Annotated in this window: 21 protein-coding genes; 13 read left to right on the forward strand and 8 right to left on the reverse strand. The window is 68.3% G+C overall.

Going from position 1 to position 21,400, the window contains the following annotated elements; genetic code table 11:
* Positions 1–14 precede the first annotated feature (14 nt).
* Positions 15–677 carry a hypothetical protein gene (locus ATJ93_RS06610; RefSeq protein WP_120243787.1) on the reverse strand — a complete coding sequence of 221 codons (663 nt, stop codon included), beginning with the start codon at positions 675–677 and terminating at the stop codon, positions 15–17.
* 72 nt (positions 678–749) lie between these two features.
* Between ATJ93_RS06610 and ATJ93_RS06615 the strand changes: the two genes are divergently transcribed.
* Positions 750–3,428: an efflux RND transporter permease subunit gene (locus ATJ93_RS06615; RefSeq protein WP_120243788.1), complete on the forward strand. Its 2,679-nt coding sequence runs from the start codon at positions 750–752 to the stop codon at positions 3,426–3,428.
* Positions 3,429–3,448: 20 nt separating this feature from the next.
* Here the strand turns inward: ATJ93_RS06615 and ATJ93_RS06620 are convergent, their stop codons facing one another.
* A complete protein-coding gene (locus tag ATJ93_RS06620) occupies positions 3,449–4,381 on the reverse strand; it encodes an HFX_2341 family transcriptional regulator (RefSeq protein ID WP_120243789.1) in 933 nt (310 codons plus the stop codon).
* A 97-nt stretch (positions 4,382–4,478) separates the two neighbouring features.
* On the opposite strand from ATJ93_RS06620, the gene rtcA reads away from it, so the two are divergent.
* From rtcA to ATJ93_RS06650, 6 genes are all read left to right on the forward strand, one after another.
* Positions 4,479–5,633: an RNA 3'-terminal phosphate cyclase gene (rtcA, locus tag ATJ93_RS06625; protein ID WP_211334028.1), complete on the forward strand. Its 1,155-nt coding sequence runs from the start codon at positions 4,479–4,481 to the stop codon at positions 5,631–5,633.
* Between the two features lie 116 nt (positions 5,634–5,749).
* A complete protein-coding gene (gene kdgK1 / locus ATJ93_RS06630) occupies positions 5,750–6,703 on the forward strand; it encodes a bifunctional 2-dehydro-3-deoxygluconokinase/2-dehydro-3-deoxygalactonokinase (RefSeq protein WP_120243790.1) in 954 nt (317 codons plus the stop codon).
* 127 nt (positions 6,704–6,830) lie between these two features.
* Positions 6,831–8,168: a PGF-CTERM sorting domain-containing protein gene (locus ATJ93_RS06635; protein WP_120243791.1), complete on the forward strand. Its 1,338-nt coding sequence runs from the start codon at positions 6,831–6,833 to the stop codon at positions 8,166–8,168.
* Between the two features lie 188 nt (positions 8,169–8,356).
* Positions 8,357–9,877: an FAD-dependent oxidoreductase gene (locus tag ATJ93_RS06640; RefSeq protein ID WP_120243792.1), complete on the forward strand. Its 1,521-nt coding sequence runs from the start codon at positions 8,357–8,359 to the stop codon at positions 9,875–9,877.
* Positions 9,878–10,071: 194 nt separating this feature from the next.
* On the forward strand, positions 10,072–10,596 hold the full coding sequence (locus ATJ93_RS06645) for a GNAT family N-acetyltransferase (protein ID WP_120243954.1): 525 nt from the start codon (positions 10,072–10,074) through the stop codon (positions 10,594–10,596).
* A 66-nt stretch (positions 10,597–10,662) separates the two neighbouring features.
* Positions 10,663–11,238, forward strand: a complete 576-nt coding sequence (locus ATJ93_RS06650; RefSeq protein WP_120243793.1) for a GNAT family N-acetyltransferase — start codon at positions 10,663–10,665, stop codon at positions 11,236–11,238.
* Positions 11,239–11,269: 31 nt separating this feature from the next.
* On the opposite strand, the gene ATJ93_RS06655 is transcribed toward ATJ93_RS06650, so the two are convergent.
* Complete coding sequence (locus ATJ93_RS06655; RefSeq protein WP_120243794.1) at positions 11,270–12,568, reverse strand: RNB domain-containing ribonuclease; 1,299 nt, start codon at positions 12,566–12,568, stop codon at positions 11,270–11,272.
* A 104-nt stretch (positions 12,569–12,672) separates the two neighbouring features.
* Here ATJ93_RS06655 and ATJ93_RS06660 point away from each other — a divergent pair, with 104 nt between their 5' ends.
* Both ATJ93_RS06660 and ATJ93_RS06665 read left to right on the forward strand, forming a co-directional pair.
* Positions 12,673–13,587, forward strand: a complete 915-nt coding sequence (locus ATJ93_RS06660; RefSeq protein WP_120243795.1) for an ABC transporter ATP-binding protein — start codon at positions 12,673–12,675, stop codon at positions 13,585–13,587.
* On the forward strand, positions 13,584–14,387 hold the full coding sequence (locus tag ATJ93_RS06665; RefSeq protein WP_120243796.1) for an ABC transporter permease subunit: 804 nt from the start codon (positions 13,584–13,586) through the stop codon (positions 14,385–14,387). The genes ATJ93_RS06660 and ATJ93_RS06665 overlap by 4 nt, the downstream gene beginning before the upstream one ends.
* 14 nt (positions 14,388–14,401) lie before the next feature.
* On the opposite strand, the gene ATJ93_RS06670 is transcribed toward ATJ93_RS06665, so the two are convergent.
* Both ATJ93_RS06670 and ATJ93_RS06675 read right to left on the reverse strand, forming a co-directional pair.
* Entirely contained in the window at positions 14,402–14,722 is a 321-nt protein-coding gene (locus tag ATJ93_RS06670) for a DUF7562 family protein (protein WP_120243797.1), read from the reverse strand.
* A 32-nt stretch (positions 14,723–14,754) separates the two neighbouring features.
* Positions 14,755–15,087 carry a hypothetical protein gene (locus tag ATJ93_RS06675; protein ID WP_120243798.1) on the reverse strand — a complete coding sequence of 111 codons (333 nt, stop codon included), beginning with the start codon at positions 15,085–15,087 and terminating at the stop codon, positions 14,755–14,757.
* 124 nt (positions 15,088–15,211) lie between these two features.
* Here ATJ93_RS06675 and ATJ93_RS06680 point away from each other — a divergent pair, with 124 nt between their 5' ends.
* From ATJ93_RS06680 to ATJ93_RS06695, 4 genes are all read left to right on the forward strand, one after another.
* A complete protein-coding gene (locus tag ATJ93_RS06680) occupies positions 15,212–15,691 on the forward strand; it encodes an RNA-binding protein (RefSeq protein ID WP_120243799.1) in 480 nt (159 codons plus the stop codon).
* A gap of 71 nt (positions 15,692–15,762) precedes the next feature.
* Entirely contained in the window at positions 15,763–16,485 is a 723-nt protein-coding gene (locus tag ATJ93_RS06685; RefSeq protein ID WP_120243800.1) for an SOS response-associated peptidase, read from the forward strand.
* Positions 16,486–16,657: 172 nt separating this feature from the next.
* Positions 16,658–18,292: a GMC family oxidoreductase gene (locus tag ATJ93_RS06690; protein ID WP_120243801.1), complete on the forward strand. Its 1,635-nt coding sequence runs from the start codon at positions 16,658–16,660 to the stop codon at positions 18,290–18,292.
* A gap of 156 nt (positions 18,293–18,448) precedes the next feature.
* On the forward strand, positions 18,449–19,096 hold the full coding sequence (locus ATJ93_RS06695) for a dolichyl-phosphate hexose transferase (RefSeq protein ID WP_245977525.1): 648 nt from the start codon (positions 18,449–18,451) through the stop codon (positions 19,094–19,096).
* A 43-nt stretch (positions 19,097–19,139) separates the two neighbouring features.
* Here the strand turns inward: ATJ93_RS06695 and ATJ93_RS06700 are convergent, their stop codons facing one another.
* From ATJ93_RS06700 to ATJ93_RS06710, 3 genes are all read right to left on the reverse strand, one after another.
* Positions 19,140–19,616: a DoxX family protein gene (locus tag ATJ93_RS06700; RefSeq protein WP_120243803.1), complete on the reverse strand. Its 477-nt coding sequence runs from the start codon at positions 19,614–19,616 to the stop codon at positions 19,140–19,142.
* Between the two features lie 101 nt (positions 19,617–19,717).
* The gene (locus ATJ93_RS06705) at positions 19,718–20,764 is read right to left on the reverse strand and encodes a pentapeptide repeat-containing protein (protein ID WP_120243804.1); all 1,047 of its coding nucleotides are present in this window, start codon (positions 20,762–20,764) and stop codon (positions 19,718–19,720) included.
* Between the two features lie 91 nt (positions 20,765–20,855).
* Positions 20,856–21,395, reverse strand: coding sequence for a gluconate 2-dehydrogenase subunit 3 family protein (locus tag ATJ93_RS06710; protein WP_120243805.1), 540 nt, complete (start codon positions 21,393–21,395; stop codon positions 20,856–20,858).
* Positions 21,396–21,400: the final 5 nt, after the last annotated feature.

Raw genomic sequence — 21,400 nt, forward strand, 5'->3', positions numbered from 1 at the left:
GTTTCGTCGTCCGGTCACCCGCCGGCGGCCCCGTCGCCCGCCTCGAGATCGATAATCGCCCGCGAGTCGGTGACGAATCGGAGGTCGCCGTCCAGGTACGACGCCAGCCGCTCGAGGAATCCGTCGCTGCCGCCGGCATCGGCAGCGGTGGCGAGCGCGATCCGATCGTGGTCCGTCGGGTCGTACTCGCCCTCCATGACCAGGGTGAACAGTTCGCGAGGGGTGACCGGCTCGCCGGCCTCGAGGCGCGCGACGACGTCCGAGAGCGAGGATTCGACGGTCGTCTCGACGTCGAACGTTACGTCGACCGAGACGGCCTCGTCGTCGGTCGCCGCGAGATACTCCTCGCAGCTCCTGACGGCCGGCTCGAGGACGGCCGCGAAGTCGACCCCGCGCTCCTCGAGGCCGAGGTAGGCGAAGGCGAGCATCGACCGGAGTCCGGCCCGCAGTTCCTCGTCCTCGCCGGTCGCGACACCCTCGAATACCTGCCGACGGTCCTTCTCGGGCAGCGTGTGCAAGAAGAGGTCGAAGTCCAGCACGCCGGCTCGGATCCGGTTGCGGATCCGGGCCTCCGCGTTCCGTTTCGACTGGTCGTGGCTCATCTCGCGTTCGCCGAGGAGGTAGGCGCGATCCGCGGGCGAGAGGACGCCGCGGTCGCGGTCGATATCCGTGTTCATAATCCGAAATCGATTATACGACAGCGGTTTCCATCCGAACCGTTATGAGCGGTCCGGTTGCACCCGCTGACAGTGACCGAACGCGATCCCGACCGCGAGCGACGACCGAGCGGCGCTCTCGCCGACCGATACGCAGCGACCGTCGTCTCGCACGGGCGGCTGGTCGTCGTCCTCGTCCTGTTGCTCACCGCGGTCGTCGCGGCGGGTGCGGCGATCGGCGAGTCCGAGGACGGCGAAATCGGCCAGTTCGAAACCGACTCGCCGGAGCAGGCGGCCCTCGAGGAGATCGAGGCGACCTACGGGACCGACGACGCGGTCGTCGCCCAACTGGTCGTCCGCGACGAGGGCGGGGACGTGCTCACGCGGGAGTCGCTGCTCGAGGGGCTGCGGCTCCAGCGGGAGTTCCGCGATGATCCCGAGTCGAACGCCACGCTGGACGAGCGGGGGTTCGTCGGCCTCGAGAACGTCGTCGGGACCGCCGCCGTCTTCGAGGACCGCGCGGCCGGGGCGGACGGCCCGCCGGAGCGGAGCGAGCCGACCCTCGAGGAACAGATCGCGGCGCTCGAGTCGCGCTCGGACGACGAGGTCGAGGAGCTACTCGCGGACGTTCTCGACCCAGATGCTGACGGGGACGGCGCCACCGCAGGACCGGACGGCGAGCGTGACCCCTACGAGTTCCTCCCGGCCGATTACGAACCGGGCGACACGTCGGCCGACGCGCGGATTACCTTCCTTTTTCAGGTCGACGACGGCGGCCCCGAGGAGGACCCGCAGGCCGCCTACGACGCGCAGGTAGAACTCGCCGATCGGGTCGACGAGCGCTTCGACGACGCGTTCGTCTTCGGTCAGGGGATCACCGACGCGGCGTCCTCGAGCGCCGTCGGCGACAGTTTCGCGATCATCACGCCCGTCGCGCTCGTGCTCGTGCTCGGCGTTCTCGCGTTCACCTACCGGGATATCGTCGATATCGTGATCGCGCTCGTCGGGATCGGCGTCGTCATGGCGTGGCTCGCCGGCGTGCAGGGCTGGCTCGAGATCCCCTCGAGCCAGTTGTTGATCGCCGTCCCCTTCCTGCTGATCGGATTGAGCATCGACTACGCGCTCCACGTGGTCATGCGGTACCGGGAGGCCAGAGCCGGCGACCTCGAGCGGAGCGCGACGACGGAGCGAACGGTAACTGCGGGCGCGAACGGCGGTTCGGGGCCGATCAGCCCGCGTACCGGGATGACGCTCGGGCTCGCGGGCGTCATCCTCGCGCTGTTCGCCGCCACGGTCTCGACGGCCGTCGGGTTCCTCTCGAACGTCGTCAGTCCGTTGGGCGCGGTGCGGGACTTCGCCGTCCTCAGCGGCGCGGGCATCCTCGCGACGTTCGTCGCGTTCGCCGTCCTGGTGCCGGCGCTCAAAGCCGAGGTCGACGACGTGCTCGAGACGCGGTTCGGCCGCGATCGAGCGAAGCGGCCGTTCGGGGCGGGATCGGGCGGGGCCAACCGCGTCCTCTCGCGAGCGGTCGCGATCCCCCGACGAGCTCCGCTGGCGGTCGTCCTCGTCGCGCTCGTCCTCGCCGCCGGGGGCGCCTACGGCGCGACGGGGATCGACACTGAGTTCAATCAGGCCGATTTCCTCCCCGAGGACGCGCCCGAGTGGGCCAAGTCCCTGCCCGGCCCGCTGGCGCCCGACACGTACACGATCAGCGACGACGCGGCGTACCTCGGGGACAACTTCGCCGAGCGCGGGGAGGGCAGTCGAGCGCAGATTCTGATACGCGGGGACGTCACGGATCCCGCAGCACTCGCCGCGATGGACGAGGCCGGGGGCGCAGTCGATTCGGACGGGACGATCGTCATCCGCCCGGACGGCGCAGCCGCGATCGAGGGCCCGCCGTCAGTCGTCCGCGAGCTCGCGAGCGAGAACGCGTCCGTCGCGGCCGCGGTCGACGAACGCGATACGACCGGCGACGGGCTCCCGAACGAGGACGTCGCCGGCATCTACAACCTGCTGTTCGACGTCGACCCCGATCGGGCGGATGACGTCCTCTACCCGGTCGATTCGGGCGACGGATCGGGCGGGACTCGATACGAGTCCGCACGGCTCCTCGTGAGCGTGCAGGGCGACGCGGCCGCCCAGTCGGTCGCCGACGACACCCGCGCGGTAGCGACCGAGGTCGAACGCGCCGCGGACGGGGGCTCGATCACGGCCATCGCGACCGGCGGCCCGGTGACGACGGCGGTGGTACAGGACGCGCTCCTCGAGACGCTCGTCGAGGCCTTCGCGATCACGCTGGTCGTCATCCTCGTCTTCCTGACGGGGCTGTACTGGGTCCGCCACCGCTCGTTCTCGCTGGGCGCGGTCACGCTCGCGCCGGTCGTCGCCGCGCTCGCGTGGCTGCTCGGGACGATGGCGCTGCTCGACCTGCCGTTCAACAGCGAGACGGCCGTCATCACGAGCCTCGCGATCGGACTCGGCGTCGACTACAGCATCCACGTCGGCGAGCGGTTCGTCGCGGAGCGAAACGAGCGAGAATCGCTCGAGGACGCGCTGGCCGCGACGGTCACCGGGACCGGCGGCGCGCTGTTGGGAAGCGCCGCGACGACGGCCGCCGGATTCGGCGTCCTCAGTCTGGCGCTTGCACCCCCGCTGCAGCGGTTCGGACTGGTCACGGGACTGAGCATCGTCTTCGCGTTCGTCGCCTGCCTCACCGTGCTGCCGTGCCTGCTCGTTCTCCGGGAACGGGTCCTCGAGCGGGTCGGCTGATCCTCGCCGGCCTCGCCGGCTTACCGCTCCTGCGAGTCGTTATCGGAGTGGGCACGAACCCACAGCTCGCCGATCCGGGAGAGCCGCGTTCGGTAGGATTTCCCGTGTTCCTCGCGCTCGATGTAGCCCTTTCCGCCGGGGCCGAGGCGGTCGACGTTGTAGATCACCTTCGAGCGGAAGCTGTCGGTGTACTCCTCGTTGAGTTCCCGCGCGAGCGACTCGGCCAGTTCGGAGACGGAGTCGAACTCCCCGTCCTCGCCGAGTTTGTAGAGGATGAGCTCCTCGAAGGGTTTGACGTTCGAGAAGGAGGCGACCGGCAGTTCGACGATGTGGCTGCCGTCGATCTCCTTCGCGCCGATGGTCGTCCCGCGCTCGTCGAACTCCGAGAGGAGGTCTCGGGCGCTCTCGAGCCGGGTTGCGATGCGCTCGTCCGCGACCGCATCGCCGTTCCCCGTGTCCCCACCCGCGCCGGCCGCCTCGAGATCCTCGAGCAACTCGATCTGCTCGCGCAGTTCCTCGGCGAGTTCCGTCTCGAGGTACTTCTCGGGGGCGGTGTAGTAGGTGTGGATCTGCTCGCGGTCGTCCTCGCGCTCGACCATCAGCGAGTTCGCGGCGGTCGCGAACGCGAAGCTGACGGTGCGGGGCATCGCGGCGATGTTGACCCAGACCTCGTTGCCGCGATCGAGTTCGGCGGTGATGAGGCCGTAGGCCTGCTCGAATGCCTCGTCGTAGTCGTAGACGTCCTCCAAGACGAACCGCTCGGTGCTCGCGCCCAGCAGGTTCTGGAAGTCCGTCTCGAGTTTCTCCGAGAGCCGCCGGGAGTACTCCACGTTGGCCTCGCTCCCGACGGCGCCCTCCAGCAAGATGACGCGCTCGACGTCGATCTGATCGCGCACCAGCGGCGCGATCAGCCGGTCGTAGTCGAAGCCGACCGGGACGATGTGGGTTTGCATACGTCCGGATTGGGCCGACCGACTCCTAACAGTATTGATCGAGCGAGCGCGACGGCGACGAACAACGGCTACGGCACTCGAGCCCCAAGCCCCTCGCATGACGGCTATCGACGCCGACCGCGAACTCGACGGCTCGAGTGCTGGCGGGCAGTTCCTCCGCACGGCGCTGGACCTCGCAGCCCTGAAAAACGAGACCGTCCGCCTCGAGCACGTCCGCGGGGATCGGTCGACGCCCGGCCTTCGGCACCAGCATTTGGCGGTGCTCGAGACGATGGCCGAGATCTGCGACGCCGACGTTTCGGGTTCGGAACTCGGCGCGGAGACCGTCGCGTTCGATCCGGAACTCGCCGACGGCGACTCGAGGGCGACCGGGACCGCGACCCCGCAACTCGAGGGCGGCGAGTACGCCGTCGACATCGGCACCGCCGGCAGCGTGACGCTGCTGTTCGACTCCCTGCTGCCGCTCGCGACGATCCTCGAGTCGCCGCTTCGGGTGACGGCAACCGGCGGGACCGACGTGAAGTGGTCCCCGCCGCTGGACTACTTCAGACACGTTAAACTCCCGCTGCTGCGCCGGTACGGACTCACGGCCGCCTGCGAGGTCGAACGTCGCGGGTTCTACCCCGACGGCGGCGGGCGGACGACGCTACACCTCGCCCCTTCCACGATCGAGCCGATCGAACTCGCCGAGCGCGGGTCGCTCGAGGACGTGCGAATCTATTCGACTGAATCCGAATCGCTGGCCGACAGAGACGTCGCATTTCGGCAGGTCGAGGGGGCGCTCGAACGGCTCGGGGTCGAGGAACGCGAAGGCGAGAGCGGCAGCGATCTCGAAATCGCAGAGCGGTGCGAAACCACCGCAGCGAGCCCCAGTCCCGGCTCGGCGCTCGTCGTACGGATCGACCACGGCACCGGCGTCGCGGGCTTCACCGCGCTAGGCGAGCGCGGCAAGCCCGCCGAGCGCGTCGGCGAAGACGCCGCTGACGCCGCGAACCGCTTCCTCGAGCGCGAGGACGCGGCGCCGGTCGACCGACACATGGCCGACCAGTTGCTCGTCTTCCTCGCTATCGCGGGGGGACGCGTCCGCGTGCCTGAAGTAACCGATCACGTCGCGGCGAGTTGCGAGTTGCTCGAGGACTTCGGCGCGGCGATCGAGATCGAGGGCGAGGACGGCGACCGCGGCGAGACCGACGACGCCCGCCCCGCGACGGTGACCGCCGAGCCCTCGATCGGCTCGAGTGCGAGCCGCTAACCGCAACTCGTGCGACGCCGCGGCCGTCGAGTGACAACGACACGACTTATACCGGCCCCGTCCGTTGACCGACCTATGACGCCGATCGATCCGCACGCCGGACGGAGGGATGCACCGTGAGCGATCTCGTCTCCTTCGGAGAGACCATGCTACGGCTCTCTCCGCCCGACAACGAGCGCCTCGAGGACACCGACGAGTTCGAGGTCCACGTCGGCGGCGCCGAGAGCAACGTCGCGATCGCCGCCCAGCGGCTCGGCACGTCGGCGACGTGGCTCTCGAAGCTCCCCGAGAACCCGCTGGGGCGGCAGGTCGTCGGCAAGCTCCGCCAGTACGGCATCGAGACCGACGTCGCCTGGAGCCCGCAGGGACGAGTGGGGACCTACTACATGGAACAGGCGGGCGAACCCCGCGGTACGAACGTCATCTACGACCGGCAAAACGCCGCGATCACGACCGCGAAGGCCCGCCAGTTCGACCTCGACGTGATCAAGGACGCCAACGTCTTCTTCACGACCGGCATCACGCCCGCGCTCTCGCCGACGCTGCGCGAGACGACGACGAACCTCCTGAAGGCCGCGAAGGAGGGCGGGACGACGACCGCCTTCGACTTCAACTACCGCGCCAAGCTCTGGTCGCCCGAGGAGGCCAAGGAGGTGCTGACCCAGCTGTTCCCCGGCATCGACGTGCTCGTCATCGCCGCCCGCGACGCGCAGAACGTCCTCGGCCTCGAGGGCGATCCGCGACAGATCGCCCACCAGCTGGGCTCGCAGTACGACTTCGAGACGGTCATCGTCACCCGCGGCGCGGAGGGGGCGATCGGCTGGCACGACAACGTCGTCCACGAACAGGACGTCTACGAGACGGACACCGTCTCGCCGATCGGCACCGGCGACGCCTTCACGGGCACCTTTATCGCCCGGCGACTCGACGGCGACGACGTGCCGACGGCGCTCGAGTACTCGGCGGCGGCGGCCGCGCTCAAGCGGACGATTCCGGGCGACGTCGCGCTCATCACCGAGGAGGAGGTCGAAGCGGTCGTCAAAGAGGGCGCGAAGGCGATTTCCCGGTAGCGATTCCTGCGCTTGCGTTTCGTGTGATCCGAGTTATACTACCGGCCGCCGTATACGGGGTCGGACCCGTCATTTGGACGGATTTGCCACAAGCCGTTTTACGTCCCTCTCGCATTCTCCGGACGCAATGAACGTGAACCGAGGAGCCACAGTGCTCGTTGTACTGCTCGTGGCCGCGAGTACGATCGGACTGGCCGCGGGCGCCGGTGCAGCGGGCGCAGCGACGACTCAGAGCGGAGACGGAACATCGAGTACGAGCGCCGACGGCGAGGCGTACGCGGGGACCCACGTCGACTTCGCGGTCGACGGTGACGCCATCGCCAACTACACGATCGACGGCGAGGAGGCGTTCTCCTCGGTGTCGGTTCAGTCCCAGAGCGACGCCGGTGCGGATGCCGGCCTCGGCGCCGACATCAGCCTCGAGACGATGACGGATCTGAACGGGGCGGGGCTGTCGCTCGCCGCGCAGACCGAGACCAGCGCGCAGGTCGAGGCCGAGAGCGGCGCGACGCTGTCGGCTCACGACAACCAGCGCGGCTCGCTGGTCGTCCGCAGCGGCGGCGAGAGCCAGTACGTCCAGGCCGAACTCGGCGCCGACGCAACGGCCGAACAGGACGGCGACACGGTCCGCGTCGAGACCGGCAGCAACGAGGGCGTCTTCCTCGTCGTCGGCGACGGCGAGGTCACCGTCAACGACGAGGGCGACGTTACCGCCGAACTCGCGAGCGACGCGGCGCTGACCTTCCGCTCCTACGAGGACGGCGAACGTGACGAGGACGCCGAGTACGAGGAGTCGCTGATCGCCGACGGCACGGCGGCCGCCGAGGTCCACGTCGAGGACCGCGACGGCGAGACCGCAAAGAGCGCGGTGGCCTACGGCGAGGATATCAGCGCCGAGGTCAGCCAAGCCGCCGAGAGTCAGGTCGAGATGACCGTCGAGCGCGCCCACGGTGAGGGGACGGTCGTCATCACGACCGTCTCCGAGGAAGCCGTCGGAAGCCTCGAGGACATCGACGTAACCGTCGACGGCGAGGCGGCCGTCGAAGCCTCCTCGAAGAGCGAACTCGAGGCGGCGACGCAGAACGCCGACAGTTCGCACTACATGGTCGCCCAGCAGGCCGAAGCGCAGGGTGAGGCGACGGTCTACATCGCCTTCAACCACTTCTCCGAGCGAACGGCGACGATCGACGGCTCGGACGACGGGGGGTCGACCGACGACGGCTCGAGCGACGACGAAACCGACTCGAGCGACGGGACCGACGACGAGAGCGATACCAGCACGACGGATTCGGAGACCCAGGAGGAAACCGACACGACCGACAGTGACGACGAGACGACGGACGAGGAAACCGGTGAAAGCGAGAGCGACTCCGGCGGGAGCGGCGACAGCCTCCCCGGCTTCGGCGTCGGCGTCGCGACGATCGCACTCTCGATCGCCGGACTGCTCGCGCGACTGCAGGACTGATCGCTCGAGCGGATGCTGAGCGAGTCTCGAGTCTCGAGTCCCGAATCCGAATCACGTCCGACGATTCTCCTTCTTCCTGCACGATTTCGTCAGCTCGCAGCCCGCCAGCCCACCAGCCCGCCGCATCCCGTTCTCGAGCACTGGAACGTCGGACGAACGCATTTTTGCGTCGACACCGTAGCAAGCCTATGGTCCACGTAGCCATCGTCGGCGCCTACGGGAGCGCCGGCGTCGCCGTCGCCGACGAACTCCTCGAGCGGGCCGACGAACTCGAGCCGGAGACCGCGAGCGACGGGGAGCGCGCGGGCGGAATCAAACCGGACGACGGCCTCGAACTCACGCTGATCGACGACGGCGAGCCCGGCGGCGGCCTCTGTATTCTGCGCGGCTGCATGCCCTCGAAGGACGTCCTCTCGGCCGGCCAGCACCGCTATCAGGCGCGCCACGACGACCGACTCGAGGGTGTCCCCGAGGTCGATCCCGAAGCAGTCGTCGAGCGGAAAGACGAACACATCTCGAGCTTCGCCGCACACCGCCGGAATCACGTCCACGATCTCGCCGAGCGCGAGGGCGTCGAGTTCGTCCACGACACCGCACGGTTCGTCGACGACCGCGTGCTCGAACTCGAGGACGGCGGGCGCCGAATCGAACCCGACTACGTCGTCATCGCGACGGGATCGGTGGTCAACGCCCCCACTGAGTTGCCGGGGATCGACGACGTGTCGTTCCGGACTAGCGCGGACGTCCTCGACGCGACCGAGTTTCCCGACTCGGCGATCGTGATGGGCCACGGCTACGTCAGCCTCGAGCTCGGGCCCTACCTGAGCGAGGTCGGCGACGTCGATCTCACGGTGATCGAGCACGATCGGCGCCCCCTCGAGGACGTGCCGGACGCGTACGGCGACGCGCTGCTCGAACTCTACTGCGATCACTTCGGCATCGAGGTGCTGACCGAAACGGACGAGAAGCGCGTCGAACCGACCGACGACGGCGGCGTTCGGATGGTCGTCGAACGCCGGGACGGCGAACCGCGGACCGTCGAGGCCGACGAACTCTACTGCTTCACCGGCCGTCGGCCCAATCTCGACGGGCTGGGACTCGAACACACCGCTCTCGAGCCGGGCGAGGGCTGGGTCGGGTCGACGATGCAGGCGAGCGACGACGAACGCGTCTTCGTCGTCGGCGACGCCAACGGCCGCGAGCCGATTTTGCACGTCGCCAAGGAACAGGGTTTTGCGGCCGGTGAGAACATCGTCCACCACGCTCGCGGCGAGGAGTGCGAACCGTACGCCAACGTCCCCCACCACGTGATCTTCTCGGGGCTGGGCGTCTACCCGTTCGTCCGCATCGGGCACACGCCGATGACGGCCGCCGAGTCGGGAATGGACGCGTTCGTCGTCAGCCGCGAGGCGTCGTCAGACGGCGTCTTCAAGAGCAAGAACCACCCCGAAGGGCGCGCGACGCTGGTCGTCAGCGCCGAAACCGGGTCCGTACTGGGCTATCAGGGGCTGCACCTCCACGCCGACGTGATGGCCAAGACGATGCAGGTCGCCGTCGAGATGGGACTGGACGTCCGCGACCTGCCCAAGCGGGCCTACCATCCGACGACGCCCGAGATTCTGGACGGGCTATTCCGGGAAGCCTGTGCCGAACTCGAGGACCGCCAGCAGTGCGTCGGCGACAGCGACGGCCGTGACCCGTCGCTGTAGCGTTGGCTCTCGCGTTCTGGAGTTCCCCGCCCGCCGACGATCCTACGGCGTAGCCAACCGATCAGCCGATACTGTCATATAGCACTCATAAACAAACACGCGGAGCTGTATTACTCCGCAAAACGTATTAGAGACCGATACAACGATCACTTTCCAGCCACGGGCTTTTTGTCGGTGCGGTGGTAGGCCCGTCCGTGACTGGAGCGGTCCGACGGGCGACCACCGACGACGCGTGGGCCATCCACGAAACGGCGCGGGCGAGTTGGCACGCCGCCTACGACGACATCCTCGGCCCCGGAACGGTCGACGAGGTCGTCGACGAGTGGTACGCGCTCGGCGACCTCGAGTCCTCGATTACCGACGTTATCGGGCGCGACGACGCCGAGTTCCTCGTCGTCGAGCCGGACGACTCCGACGGCGGCCCCGAGGAGTGTCGCGGCTTCGCTCACGCCGTCCCCTGGCCCGAAGACGACTCGGTCGCGTACGTCGCCCGGTTCTACGTCCGTCCCGACGCCTGGGGCGAGGGCGTCGGCACGACGCTGCTCGAGCGCCTCGAGGCGCTGCTGGCGGACTCGTTCGACCGCGTGCGGCTGGCGGTCCTCGCGGACAACGATATCGGGATTTCCTTCGCCGAATCGTCGGGGTACGAACGGGTCGCAGTGCGAGAGACGGGGTTGGGCGACGAACTCGAGGAGTTCGTTTACGAGAAGGCTATCTGAGCAGCATTCGGTCCACGTTCACAACCCGCACGAGAGACTTTGCCGGTCCGGGTACAGGACAACACCATGGACTGGACCATCCGTCAGGCGACGACGGACGCGGCACCGGTCGTCCGCGAAATCGCCCGCGAGAGTTGGCACGCTGCCTACGACGATATCCTCGGCGCCGAGACGGTCGCCGACGTTACCGACGACTGGTACGCGATCGCGGAACTCGAGGAGTCGATCCGGAATTCGCGGGAGACGGACGACGAAACGTTCTTGCTCGCAGTCCCTGCCGACACGAATGACGATTCCGACACTGACACTGCTCCTGACGCTACCGCCGGTTCCGACGCCGGCGTCGGTGCCGAAATCGAGGGGTTCGCCCACGCGGGGCTCCACCCCGACGACCCCGCCGCCGCCTACCTCGTTCGGCTGTACGTCCGACCGGACACGTGGGGCGAAGGCGCCGGAACGGCGCTGCTCGAGCGGATCGAAGCGGCGTTCGAGCCGACGTGCGATCGACTTCGACTGACGGTTCTGGCGGACAACGAGATCGGCGTCTCGTTCTACGAGTCGGCGGGATTCGAGCGAGTGCAGACGCGACGGTCCGATCTGGCGGACGGGGTCGACGAGTGCATCTACGAAAAACGGTTGTGAGTCGGAGCGCGTCGCGTGACGGCGACCGGAGTTACAGCGTCTTTTCGGCCTCGTCCGCGTCGACGACCTCGATCCCGCGGTTGTTGACCGCCATCGGATCGAGGCCGACCTCCTGCAGGAAGTTCTTGTACTCGCGCTCGCACTGCTCGGCGTCCTTCTGCTTATCGCTGGCGCGGTCGCAGAGTTCGATCAGGTTCTCGGGCACGTCGTTCTGGTAGACGATCCAGTGGTTGATCAGGTCCGAGAGTCGGCGGATCGGGCTGGTGAAGTGGCCGTAGATCTCGAAGTTCAGCGCGTGGTGGCCGCCGAACGGGTCGTTCATGTACTTCGCGCGCGGCATCACCTTCATCACCGCCCACTGGATCTTGTCCAGTTGGCGGCCCGGCGCCTCCTCGAGCGTCGCGTTGACCGCCTTGCGCGGGTCGTCCCAGGTGCTGCCGGGGATCGAGACGCCGTCCAGATCCTGAATCTCCTGCAGCGCCTCGGACCACTCGTCGGGGCTGGGCTGGGGGTGAACGCGGTACATCGCCTCGACGCCGCGATTCCACATGAGTTCGTGCGTGACGGCCTTGTTGGCCTTCAGCATGCACTCCTCGATGATGGTGTGGGCGCGGTCCCGAGAGGGGTTCAGGACCAGCGAGCCGTCCTCCTTGCGCTGTTCGTGCATCCGGTCGGCGAGTTCGTAGACGAGTTTGTTCTCCTCGTGGAGGTCGGCGTCGGGGTCCTCGAGGCGGTTTTCGGCCTGCGTGTAGGTGAGCCGCTCGTCGGACTGGATGACGGACTTGTAGATCTCGATGTTCTCGTAGCCCAGGTTCTCCTTGTCGAGGTGCATCTCGACGGTGTGGGCCAGCCGGTCCTCGTTGGGGACCAGCGAGCAGACGGTCTCCGCGAGGACGGGCGGCAGCATGTGGATGGTGTAGCCCGGCAGATAGACCGTGTTCCCGCGCTCGACGGCCTCGTCCCACATCGCGGTGTCGGGGTTGACGTAGTGGGTTACGTCGGCGATGTGGACCCAGAGGACGTACTCGTCCTCCCGCTCCTCGATCGAGAGGGCGTCGTCGAAGTCCTGCGCGTCGATCGGGTCGGTCGTCCACGTCGTCAGATCGCGGAGGTCCTTCCGTTCGTCGACCTCCTCCTGGATCTCGTTCTGGACGTCCTCCGTTCGGGCTTCGGCCTCCTCGAGGACCTCCGCGGGAAACTCGTCGCGGATCTCGAACTTCTCGAAGAGTTCCTCGCGCTTGTTCTCGAGGTGGCGCGCGAGGTCCTCGGAGACTTCGACGGGGCCCTGGCCTTCGGCCGTACCGGCCTCGGCCTGTGCGTCGTTACTCATGGGATGGCCTACGGACGTGAAGGTCAAAGACGTGTCGGGACGGCGAAACCGACCCGGACCTGTCGATAGGAAAACCTATTACTGATACAACACGATTTCCGACGATGCCCGCAATCGCCCTCCGCGGCGTCGCCAAGCGCTACGGCGACGTCGCCGCCCTCCGCGGAATCGACCCCGAGATCGAACGCGGTGAGGTGTTCGGCTTCCTCGGACCCAACGGCGCGGGGAAGTCGACGACCATCGACATTCTGCTGCACTACACCCACCCCTCCGCCGGATCGGTCGAAGTGCTCGGCCGCGACGTCACTGCGGATCCGACTGCCGTCCGGGAACGGGTCGGCATCCTTCCGGAAGGATTCGCCCCGTTCGAGACGATGACCGGCCGACAGCACCTCGCGTACGCGATCGAAGCCAACGGCGCCGACGACGATCCCGACGCGCTGCTCGAGCGAGTCGGCCTCGAGGGCGTCGGCGACCGGCTCGCGAGCGACTACTCGAAGGGGATGGCCCAGCGACTGGCGCTCGCGATGGCCCTCGTGGGCGAGCCCGAGTTGCTGATCTTAGACGAACCCTCGACCGGCCTCGACCCCCACGGCGTGCGCCGGATGCGCGAGATCGTCCGCGAGGAGCGCGACCGCGGCGCGGCCGTCTTCTTCTCGAGTCACATCTTAGAGCAGGTCGAGGCGGTCGCCGACCGCGTCGGCATCCTGCGGGCCGGCGAACTCGTCGCCGTCGACACGATCGACGGGCTCCGCGCGGCGGCCGACGCCGACGCCGAACTAACGGTCGAACTGGCCGCCGGCGAGGACCCCGAGACGGTCGCGCCGGCCCTCGACGACCTCGATGGCGTCTCTTCGGTCGTTGCGCGCGACGGCAATCTCGTCGTCGCCTGCGCGACGGACGCGAAGCTGACCGTCCTCGACGAGATCCGGGCGGCCGGCGGGACGATCCGGGACTTTACGACCGGCGAGGCGTCGCTCGAGGATCTGTTCGTCTCCTACACGGGGGGATCCCGATGAGCCGGAGCCGCGGCTGGCTGCTGATCGCGCGCAAGGAGGTCGGCGACGCGATCCGCAACCGGCAGCTGTACTCGAACGCCGCGCTGTTCGCGCTCGTCTTCGCGTTGATCGCCTACCTGCACGTCGACCGGGCTCGAGCCGGCTACGCGGAGCCGGTAAACCTCGTCGGGCTGCTCAGCGGGGTGAGCATCGTCCTCGTGCCTGCGGTCGCGCTCATGCTGTCCTACGCGGCGATCGTCAAGCCGCGCGAGGACGGCCAGCTTACCCTCCTGCTCGGCCTGCCCTACGACCGGCGCGACGTCGTCGTCGGCACCTACCTCGGGCGGTACGTCGTGCTGGCCGTCTCGCTCGTCGCCGGCGTCCTCGCGGCCGCGCTGGTCACGCTCGTCTTTTCGGTCGAACTGGCCGCCGTCGAACTGGGCGGCTACCTCGTCGCGGCGGCCGTCCTCGGGCTCGCCTACGTCGCGATCGCGACCTGCCTCTCGACGCTGACGCGGGACCAGACGTGGGCCTCGATCGGAGCCTTCGTCGTCTTCATGCTGTTCGTCTTCGCCTGGCGGTTCGTCCCCGACGCGGCCGTCTTCCTCGTCAACGGCCTCGAGATGCCGAGCCAACGGCCGTGGTGGCACCCCTACGTCGGCGCGCTCTCGCCGAGCGTCGCGTACGAGCGGGCGCTCGACCTCGTTCTCGAGGCGGACCCCGACCGGACGCTGTCGCTGTTCGGTGTCGCCGTCCTCCTCGGGTGGGCCGTCCTCGCCCCCGCTGCGGGCTACGCGCGGTTCAAGACGAGCGATCTGTAGCCAGTCGCGAGCGGTTAGCGCTCCTCGCGGCGCTCCTCGGGCCGTTCCTCGAGCGGTCCGTACCGTTCTTCGACCGCCGCGAGGTAGCCGTCGAGAAACGCCGTTCGATCCCGCTCGCCGGCCTCGAGGTCGACCAGCAGCTCCTCGAGTTCGTTCCGCGGGTGGTGACAGAGCTCCCGGTCGCAGGACTTGCAGAGGTACTCGAACTCCTTGTCCTCGCGGTCCCAGCGGTTGCCGTACTTGTCGTACTCCCGGGCCTTCGACCGGGTGACCTCGTCGCCGCAGGCGAGGCACGTGACCGTCGTCGTTCGGCGCCGAGAGGACCAGGGCCACATAGTCGCACTATCGCCGTGCGATCACTTAGCAATTACCGCACGTTCGTGCTGACCGGAGACTCCGGCTGGGTGAGCAGTCGCGCTCGAGGACGGGGTAGCCGTTGCCATCTCCGTCTGTCGGTGGGAACGCAGGTTCCGAGCAGATAGCGACTGCAGCGAGCGCAGCAGCGGGTGTCGGTCGCTCGCCGTCCGTCCTCTTCTCCCTCCCGTCTTTCGCCGTCCCGCTCGTCCGCGTCTGCGGTGACCCGCCGGTAGTATCGAATCCACAGCACCTGCAGCGGCGCGATCAGCAGCGGGATCGCGAACACGCCGTCTCCCAGCGCTTCCATCCGATCCGTTCCCTCGCGGCCAATCGTCCTGACCATACGGCTCTTCCACACCGGCGGTGAATAGCGTCGACCCTCCCCGCACCGTCTGCAGGGGCGGTGGCAGCCGTGACACCGCTCCGGAATCTAATCCGTTAAATGCATACAGCGGGTAGCGCGGGGTATGGAAGTCAAGTCTCGCCACCACCTGCGGAGCGACGCCGTCTCGGCGCTCGAGGACGCACTCGCCGATCACCTCGGCGTCGAACCCGAGGGGGACGCCTACGAGCGCGTCGAGTTCGAGGACACCGACTGGGAAGTGATCCTCATCGACGGCGAACCGCAGGTCGCGTACTTCGACGAGGAGCCGTTCCTGACGGTGCGAGGCGCCAACGCCTACGAGCCGGACAAACGGGTCGTGACGGTTGATTCGGGTGCGATCTCGTTCGTCAGCGACGGCGCGGACGTGATGCGGCCCGGGATCACGGAGGCGACCGACGACATCGAGCCGGACGATCTGGTCGTCATCGCCGAGGAATCGCACGGAAAGGTGCTGGCGGTCGGCCGCGCCCGCGTTCCGGGCGACGACATGGTCGGCGACGAGGGGAAGGTCGTCGACTCGCTGCACCACGTCGGCGACGAACTCTACGAGTTTACCGGCTGATCGCCGGTCGGGCCGGTCCAGATTGCCGCCGAACGGGTACACGTTTCACCACGGGTGCCCTACGGACGGGTATGTGCGGACGATACACGCTGACCCTCGAGCGCGACGCGTTCGAGGATCGATTCGACGTGATCGTCGGCGACTCGAGCGGCGCGTTCGAGCCGCGGTACAACGCGGCGCCGGGCCAGGAACTGCCGGTCATCACCGACGACGCGCCCGAGACGGTGCGACGGCTCGAGTGGGGCCTCGTGCCGTCGTGGGCCGACGACGACAGCGGCGGGATGATCAACGCGCGGGCGGAGACCGTCGACGAGAAGCCGAGTTTTCGCGAGGCCTACGAGCGGCGCCGGTGTCTCGTTCCCGCAGACGGCTTCTACGAGTGGGTCGAGACCGAGAACGGCAAACAGCCCTACCGGGTCGCCCTCGAGGACGACCGGCCGTTCGCGATGGCCGGGCTGTGGGAGCGCTGGGAGCCCGACGACGAAACGACCCAGGCCGGGCTCGACGCCTTCGGCGGCGGGCTCGAGAGCGACGGCGAGGACGACGGCGCGCTCGAGACCTTCACCATTCTCACCGCGGAGCCGAACGACCTCGTCGCCGATCTCCACCACCGGATGGCCGTCATCCTCGAGCCCGACCGCGAGCGGGAGTGGTTGACCGCCGACGATCCCAAAGCCGAGGGGCTGCTCGAGCCCTATCCGGCCGACGAGATGCGGGCGTATCCGGTGTCGACGGCGGTCAACGATCCGGCGAACGACGATCCGTCGCTGCTCGAGCCGATCGAGACGGCGTGAGAGCAGCCGATGTACTGAGGCCGGTGCGACTCGTTCCAACGGGTATAAGGATTAGGTCGACCTAATCCGCGCGTATGGAACGGAGACGGCGCGAGACGTCCGGAGGACGCGCCGCGCTCGAGGGGGACGGCGGTCGAGCGACCGGCGCACTCGATCGACGGGGGGCGACGGCGTGAGTATCGACAGATCCCCCGCGGAGAGCGCCGCCCCGGTCGACGACGACGTCGACCGAACGCCGGTCTCGGGTGCCGACGTCTGTATCATCGGCGCGGGACCGGCCGGCGGACTCGTCGCCGATCGACTCGCCGACGCGGGCCGCGAAGTCGTCGTGCTCGAGGCCGGCCCGCGGTTCGACCCGGAAGATCGGCTCGCGCGCCAAGAGCGGGCGATCAGACCGGCCTACGACCGACCGGACGTCTGGGACGGCGAGCCCGAACGGGACGCGCACGCGGCGTCGGGCGACTGGTTCTACCCGCTGAATCACGCCCGCGTGAAGGGCGTCGGCGGCTCGACGCTCCACTGGCAGGGGATGGTGATGCGGCTCCACGAGGACGACTTCAACTCGAAGAGCGCTCGCGGGGTCGGCGTCGACTGGCCGATCGACTACGAGGATTTGCGGCCTTACTACGCCGAGGCCGAGCGCGAACTCGGCGTCGCCGGCGCCAGCGACAACCCGTTCGCGCCGCCCCGCGAAGAACCGCATCCGATGCCGGCGTTCGAGCCCTCCTACAGCGACTCGCTGTTCGCCGAGGCCTGCGAGGAGGTGGGGATCGCGATGCACTCGGTGCCGAACGCGCGCAACTCGGAGGCCTACGACGACCGCAACGCCTGCGTCGGCTACGGCACCTGCCAACCGGTCTGTCCCGCCGGCGCGAAGTACGACGCGACGGTCCACGTCGAGCGCGCCGAGTCGAAGGGGGCGACGGTGATCGACCGCGCGCCCGTCCAGCGCTTAGAGCACGGCCCCGACCGGATCGAGGCGGCCGTCTACGCGACGCCGGAGGACGAGCAGCACCGGCAGGAGGCCGACGCCTTCGTCATCGCCTGCGGCGGCGTCGAGACGCCGCGCCTGCTCTTGCTCTCGGAATCGAGCCACTACCCCGACGGCCTCGCGAACTCGAGCGGCCTCGTCGGGAAGTTCTTCATGGACCACCTCTTCGCCGGCACGGGCGGCGTCCTCGACGAACGGACCCGGCAGAACCACGTCGGCTTCCTCACCAGCGAGTCCCACCAGTTCTACGACGAGGCCGACGCGGAGCAGGCGCCGTTCAAACTCGAGTTCTTCAACTACGACGGGCCCTCGCCCGTCGAGTCGGCTCTGACCGGCGACGACTGGGGCGACGACCTCCTCGAGCGCCTGCGCAGCGAGTACGGCAACCACATCGGCATGGGCGCGCTGGTCGAGCAACTCCCCCGCGAGGACAGCTACGTCGGCCTCGACCGGTCGACGACCGACGACCGCGGCAATCCGGTGCCGGACGTCCACTGGAACGTCGGCGATCGGGCTCTAGAGACCATCGAGCGGGTCAACGAGATTCAGGAGCGGGTTCTCGAGGAACTGGGCGCCGAGATCACCTGGCAGGTCGGCCCCGACAACACGGGTCCGGCCTACCACCACATGGGCACGACGCGGATGGGGAACGACCCCGCGGAGAGCGTGGTGAACGCCCGCCTGCGGACCCACGACCTCGCAAACTGCTGGATCGCCTCGAGCAGCGTTTTCCCGACCGCCGGCGCGATGAACCCGACGCTGACGATCGCGGCGCTGGCGCTGAAGACGGCCGATCACGTCCACGAGGACCTGTAACCTGTGCAACCGTATTTTAGGCATACCTAAAAGTATAAATGAGATCGGTGGTGAGTACCATCCATGAGTAGTGGGGATCAGACCGAACTGGAGGCGAGCGGCGAGACCGACGACCGATGCGACCGCGAGTACACCTTCGAGGACGTCAGCGTCGTCATGGGGACCTACAACGAGGAGGAAGCGATCGGCACGGTGCTCTCGGACATCGAGGACGTAACCGACGGCAAGGCCGAAGTCGTCTGCGTCGACGGCTCCTCGGACCGGACGCCCGAGATCGCCCGCGAGCACGGCGCGACGGTCATCGAGCAGCGCCCGCAGGGGTACGGCGTCGCCGTCCGCGCGGCGATCTTAGAGCCCGACCGACCGATCGTCGTCACGACCGACTGCGACGACACCTACCCGATGGAGCAGCTCCCGGAGTTCCTCGAGCTGATCAACGAGGGGTACGACGTCGTCAGCGGCGACCGGCTCTACCACGGCGCGGACGCGATGCCGACGTTCAACCGCTTCGGTAACCACGCCTTCGCCGCCATCGCCAGCGTCCTGATGGGCACCCGCGTTCACGACACGACGACCGGGATGCGGGCCTACCGCCGCGACGTCGTCGAGTCCATCGAGTGGACCGAAAACACGGGCCTCTCGGCCGAGTTGCTGATCCGGCCGCTGATGCGCGGCTACGACGTCCGCGAGCACCCGATCGAGTACCGCGAACGCGCCGGCGAGACGAAGCTCGACCCGATTCAGGGCGGCGCCGAGATCGCGAAATCGATCGTCAAGGTCTGTCTCGAGGAACGGTTCCGCTAACCGTCGGCGGTGTGGCTGGCAGGAGCGCAGAACGCGGCCTGCGCTACTCGCGCTCACGTTCGTTCGCAACGCCGAGAAACACCAGCGCACCCCCGAGCAGCGCCGTGTTCTTGAGGAAGTTGATCATCTCCTGTTGCTGTTGCTCGGGATCGTCGACGGTCCAGAAGTCGTGCATCGCCGGCGTCACGCCCAGGAAGAACGCGGCCGCCGCGCTCGCCGCAACCGCCGGAATCCGCCAGAGGGCGATGCCGACTCCGCCGACGAGCAAAAGCGTATGGGCTCCGATGTTCGCGAGCCCGGGCATCGGGACCCCCTTCGCCGCCGCGTACTCGGCGCGCTCTTCGGTGTTCATCAGCCCGTCGACCGCCATCGTCGCGAGCACGCCGCCGTACAGCAGCCGACCCAACCGGACGGGAGTCGTCCGAGAGAGCGGTTTCGAAGCCGTTCCCTCACCGTCCGTCGGGGACCGGTCGGTCGCTTCGCCGTCGGTCGCCGATCGCTGGCGGAGGGACTCGAGCATACGGGATCACGGGAGCGTACGCTCGAGACGTACTTAGAAGCGTGGGGCGGCTCGAGTTCGGACCGGTCGCGGGAAGCGGACGGCGCACGGACGACGAATGGTTAGGATTCCACGCTCTGCGTGAGGACGAACACCAACAGCGCCATCAGCAGCGAGCCGAGCAGCGTCTCGACGCTCGCGATGGCCCGCGCCCACTGGCCGACCGGCTGGATGTCGCCGTAGCCGAGCGTCGCGAAGGTGACGACGCTGAAGTAGAGACTTTTGAGGAACGCCCGGACGAGGACGCGACCGGGCGTGTCGGCGGGGTCCTCGATCGCGTACGTGACCGCGCTGTCGGTTCCGACCTCCTGGACGCCGCCCGTCAGCGGGTACAACCCGGCACAGACGACGATCAGTACCAGCGAAGTTGCGACGACGCGCCACGGGCTGGTGCCGTAGTGCATGATCCACCGCGAGCCCGCGAGTTTGATCGCCCGCAGGTAGGCGCCGGTCCGCCAGGCGTGGCGGCGCCGGAAGTCCTTCTCGCGGAGATAGTACGCGTGGACGCGCTCGGGAAACGCGTTCTCGTCGTAGACGCGCTGCAGTTCCCGGTACACCCACTGCACGGAGTCCGCCCTGGCCGTGACGTCGTTCCCCGACGCCGCGTCGAATTCGTCCTCGTAGACGGTTCGGTCGCCGAACGCGGTCTCGAGGTTGAGCCGGACGTCGGTCAGACCCGCGCGGTAGAGCCGGGCGTCCCGAAAGTCGGCGCCGCGGAGGTCCGCGAAGACGAACGACGCGTCGTGGAGATTGGCCCCGCGGAAGGAGGTGCCGTGGGCGTCGACGTCTCGAAACGTGGCGCGGCGGAGGTCGGTTTCGGAGAGGTCGGCGCCGTCCAGTACCGCGTCCGTGAAATCGGCTTCGACGAGCGAGCAGCCGGCGAGAAACGAGGTGTCGCTCAGCGTCGCCTCGCGGAAGTTCGCGCCGTCGAGGCGCTCGTCCGCGGCCGGCACGTGCTCCTCGTAGGCCGGCGTCGGGACGACGGTTTCGGTGTGCCAGAGACAGCGGTCGCCGTCGCGCCAGGTCGGGCGGTAGCAACAGACCGCGCCGGCGTCGTTGACGCCGCTGCTGGTCGTGACGTGTCCGCATCGGTCCGTCGGCGGAGTCATCGGTATACGCGTCCGTGGCGCGTAGCCGCCCCCTAACAGTAGTGCCTGAAATACGCGGCTGGGGGTTGAACCCGCGGCTCCGGTGGGGGTGTCACTCCGACGGTCCGGGCGGCCCGCGACGGTAACTCTCGGTCCCGCCCGGGTGGCCCTGCGGATTCTCGAGGCCGACCAGTTCGCCGCCGGTCGGCGACGCGTACAGCGCGAACAGGAGTTCGTTGACGACGTAGTAGCGGACCCGCTCGACGGAGCCGCCGTCGGGCTCCGACGAGACCGCGTCCGCGCCCATCCGCCGCAGCGCATCGTCGCGGGCGTCCGGGGAAAGCGACGCGAACGAGTCGTCGTACCAGGCGTCGGCGTAGTCGTCGAGGTACGCGACGACGTCGGCGACCGCGTCGGCCCAGTCCTCGTCGGCGGCCGCGCGGCCGCCGACGTACGACTCGACGAACTCCCGAACGCCGTCGACGGCCGACGGGTACAGCACCTCGGCGGCGGCGACCATCGTCTCGAGGTCGTCGTCCGCGAGGCCGCGGTCCGACTCCGATGAATCGGACGACGAGAGCGCGAAGGCGCCGGCGCCCGCGATACCGGCGGCGCCGAGCGCCGCGACCGCGTCCCGTCGCGTGAGTTCCATGGGCA

Source organism: Halopiger aswanensis, assembly GCF_003610195.1.
Taxonomy (GTDB): domain Archaea; phylum Halobacteriota; class Halobacteria; order Halobacteriales; family Natrialbaceae; genus Halopiger; species Halopiger aswanensis.

What these genes read in the sequence shown, in the direction of transcription:
- ATJ93_RS06610 (WP_120243787.1), bottom strand. Translation starts at nt 677, where the DNA reads ATGAACACGGATATCGACCGCGACCGCGGCGTCCTCTCGCCCGCGGAT.
- ATJ93_RS06620 (WP_120243789.1), bottom strand. Translation starts at nt 4,381, where the DNA reads ATGCAAACCCACATCGTCCCGGTCGGCTTCGACTACGACCGGCTGATC.
- rtcA (WP_211334028.1), top strand. Translation starts at nt 4,479, where the DNA reads ATGACGGCTATCGACGCCGACCGCGAACTCGACGGCTCGAGTGCTGGC.
- ATJ93_RS06635 (WP_120243791.1), top strand. Translation starts at nt 6,831, where the DNA reads ATGAACGTGAACCGAGGAGCCACAGTGCTCGTTGTACTGCTCGTGGCC.
- ATJ93_RS06640 (WP_120243792.1), top strand. Translation starts at nt 8,357, where the DNA reads ATGGTCCACGTAGCCATCGTCGGCGCCTACGGGAGCGCCGGCGTCGCC.
- ATJ93_RS06650 (WP_120243793.1), top strand. Translation starts at nt 10,663, where the DNA reads ATGGACTGGACCATCCGTCAGGCGACGACGGACGCGGCACCGGTCGTC.
- ATJ93_RS06655 (WP_120243794.1), bottom strand. Translation starts at nt 12,568, where the DNA reads ATGAGTAACGACGCACAGGCCGAGGCCGGTACGGCCGAAGGCCAGGGC.
- ATJ93_RS06660 (WP_120243795.1), top strand. Translation starts at nt 12,673, where the DNA reads ATGCCCGCAATCGCCCTCCGCGGCGTCGCCAAGCGCTACGGCGACGTC.
- ATJ93_RS06665 (WP_120243796.1), top strand. Translation starts at nt 13,584, where the DNA reads ATGAGCCGGAGCCGCGGCTGGCTGCTGATCGCGCGCAAGGAGGTCGGC.
- ATJ93_RS06670 (WP_120243797.1), bottom strand. Translation starts at nt 14,722, where the DNA reads ATGTGGCCCTGGTCCTCTCGGCGCCGAACGACGACGGTCACGTGCCTC.
- ATJ93_RS06675 (WP_120243798.1), bottom strand. Translation starts at nt 15,087, where the DNA reads ATGGTCAGGACGATTGGCCGCGAGGGAACGGATCGGATGGAAGCGCTG.
- ATJ93_RS06680 (WP_120243799.1), top strand. Translation starts at nt 15,212, where the DNA reads ATGGAAGTCAAGTCTCGCCACCACCTGCGGAGCGACGCCGTCTCGGCG.
- ATJ93_RS06685 (WP_120243800.1), top strand. Translation starts at nt 15,763, where the DNA reads ATGTGCGGACGATACACGCTGACCCTCGAGCGCGACGCGTTCGAGGAT.
- ATJ93_RS06695 (WP_245977525.1), top strand. Translation starts at nt 18,449, where the DNA reads ATGGGGACCTACAACGAGGAGGAAGCGATCGGCACGGTGCTCTCGGAC.
- ATJ93_RS06700 (WP_120243803.1), bottom strand. Translation starts at nt 19,616, where the DNA reads ATGCTCGAGTCCCTCCGCCAGCGATCGGCGACCGACGGCGAAGCGACC.
- ATJ93_RS06705 (WP_120243804.1), bottom strand. Translation starts at nt 20,764, where the DNA reads ATGACTCCGCCGACGGACCGATGCGGACACGTCACGACCAGCAGCGGC.
- ATJ93_RS06710 (WP_120243805.1), bottom strand. Translation starts at nt 21,395, where the DNA reads ATGGAACTCACGCGACGGGACGCGGTCGCGGCGCTCGGCGCCGCCGGT.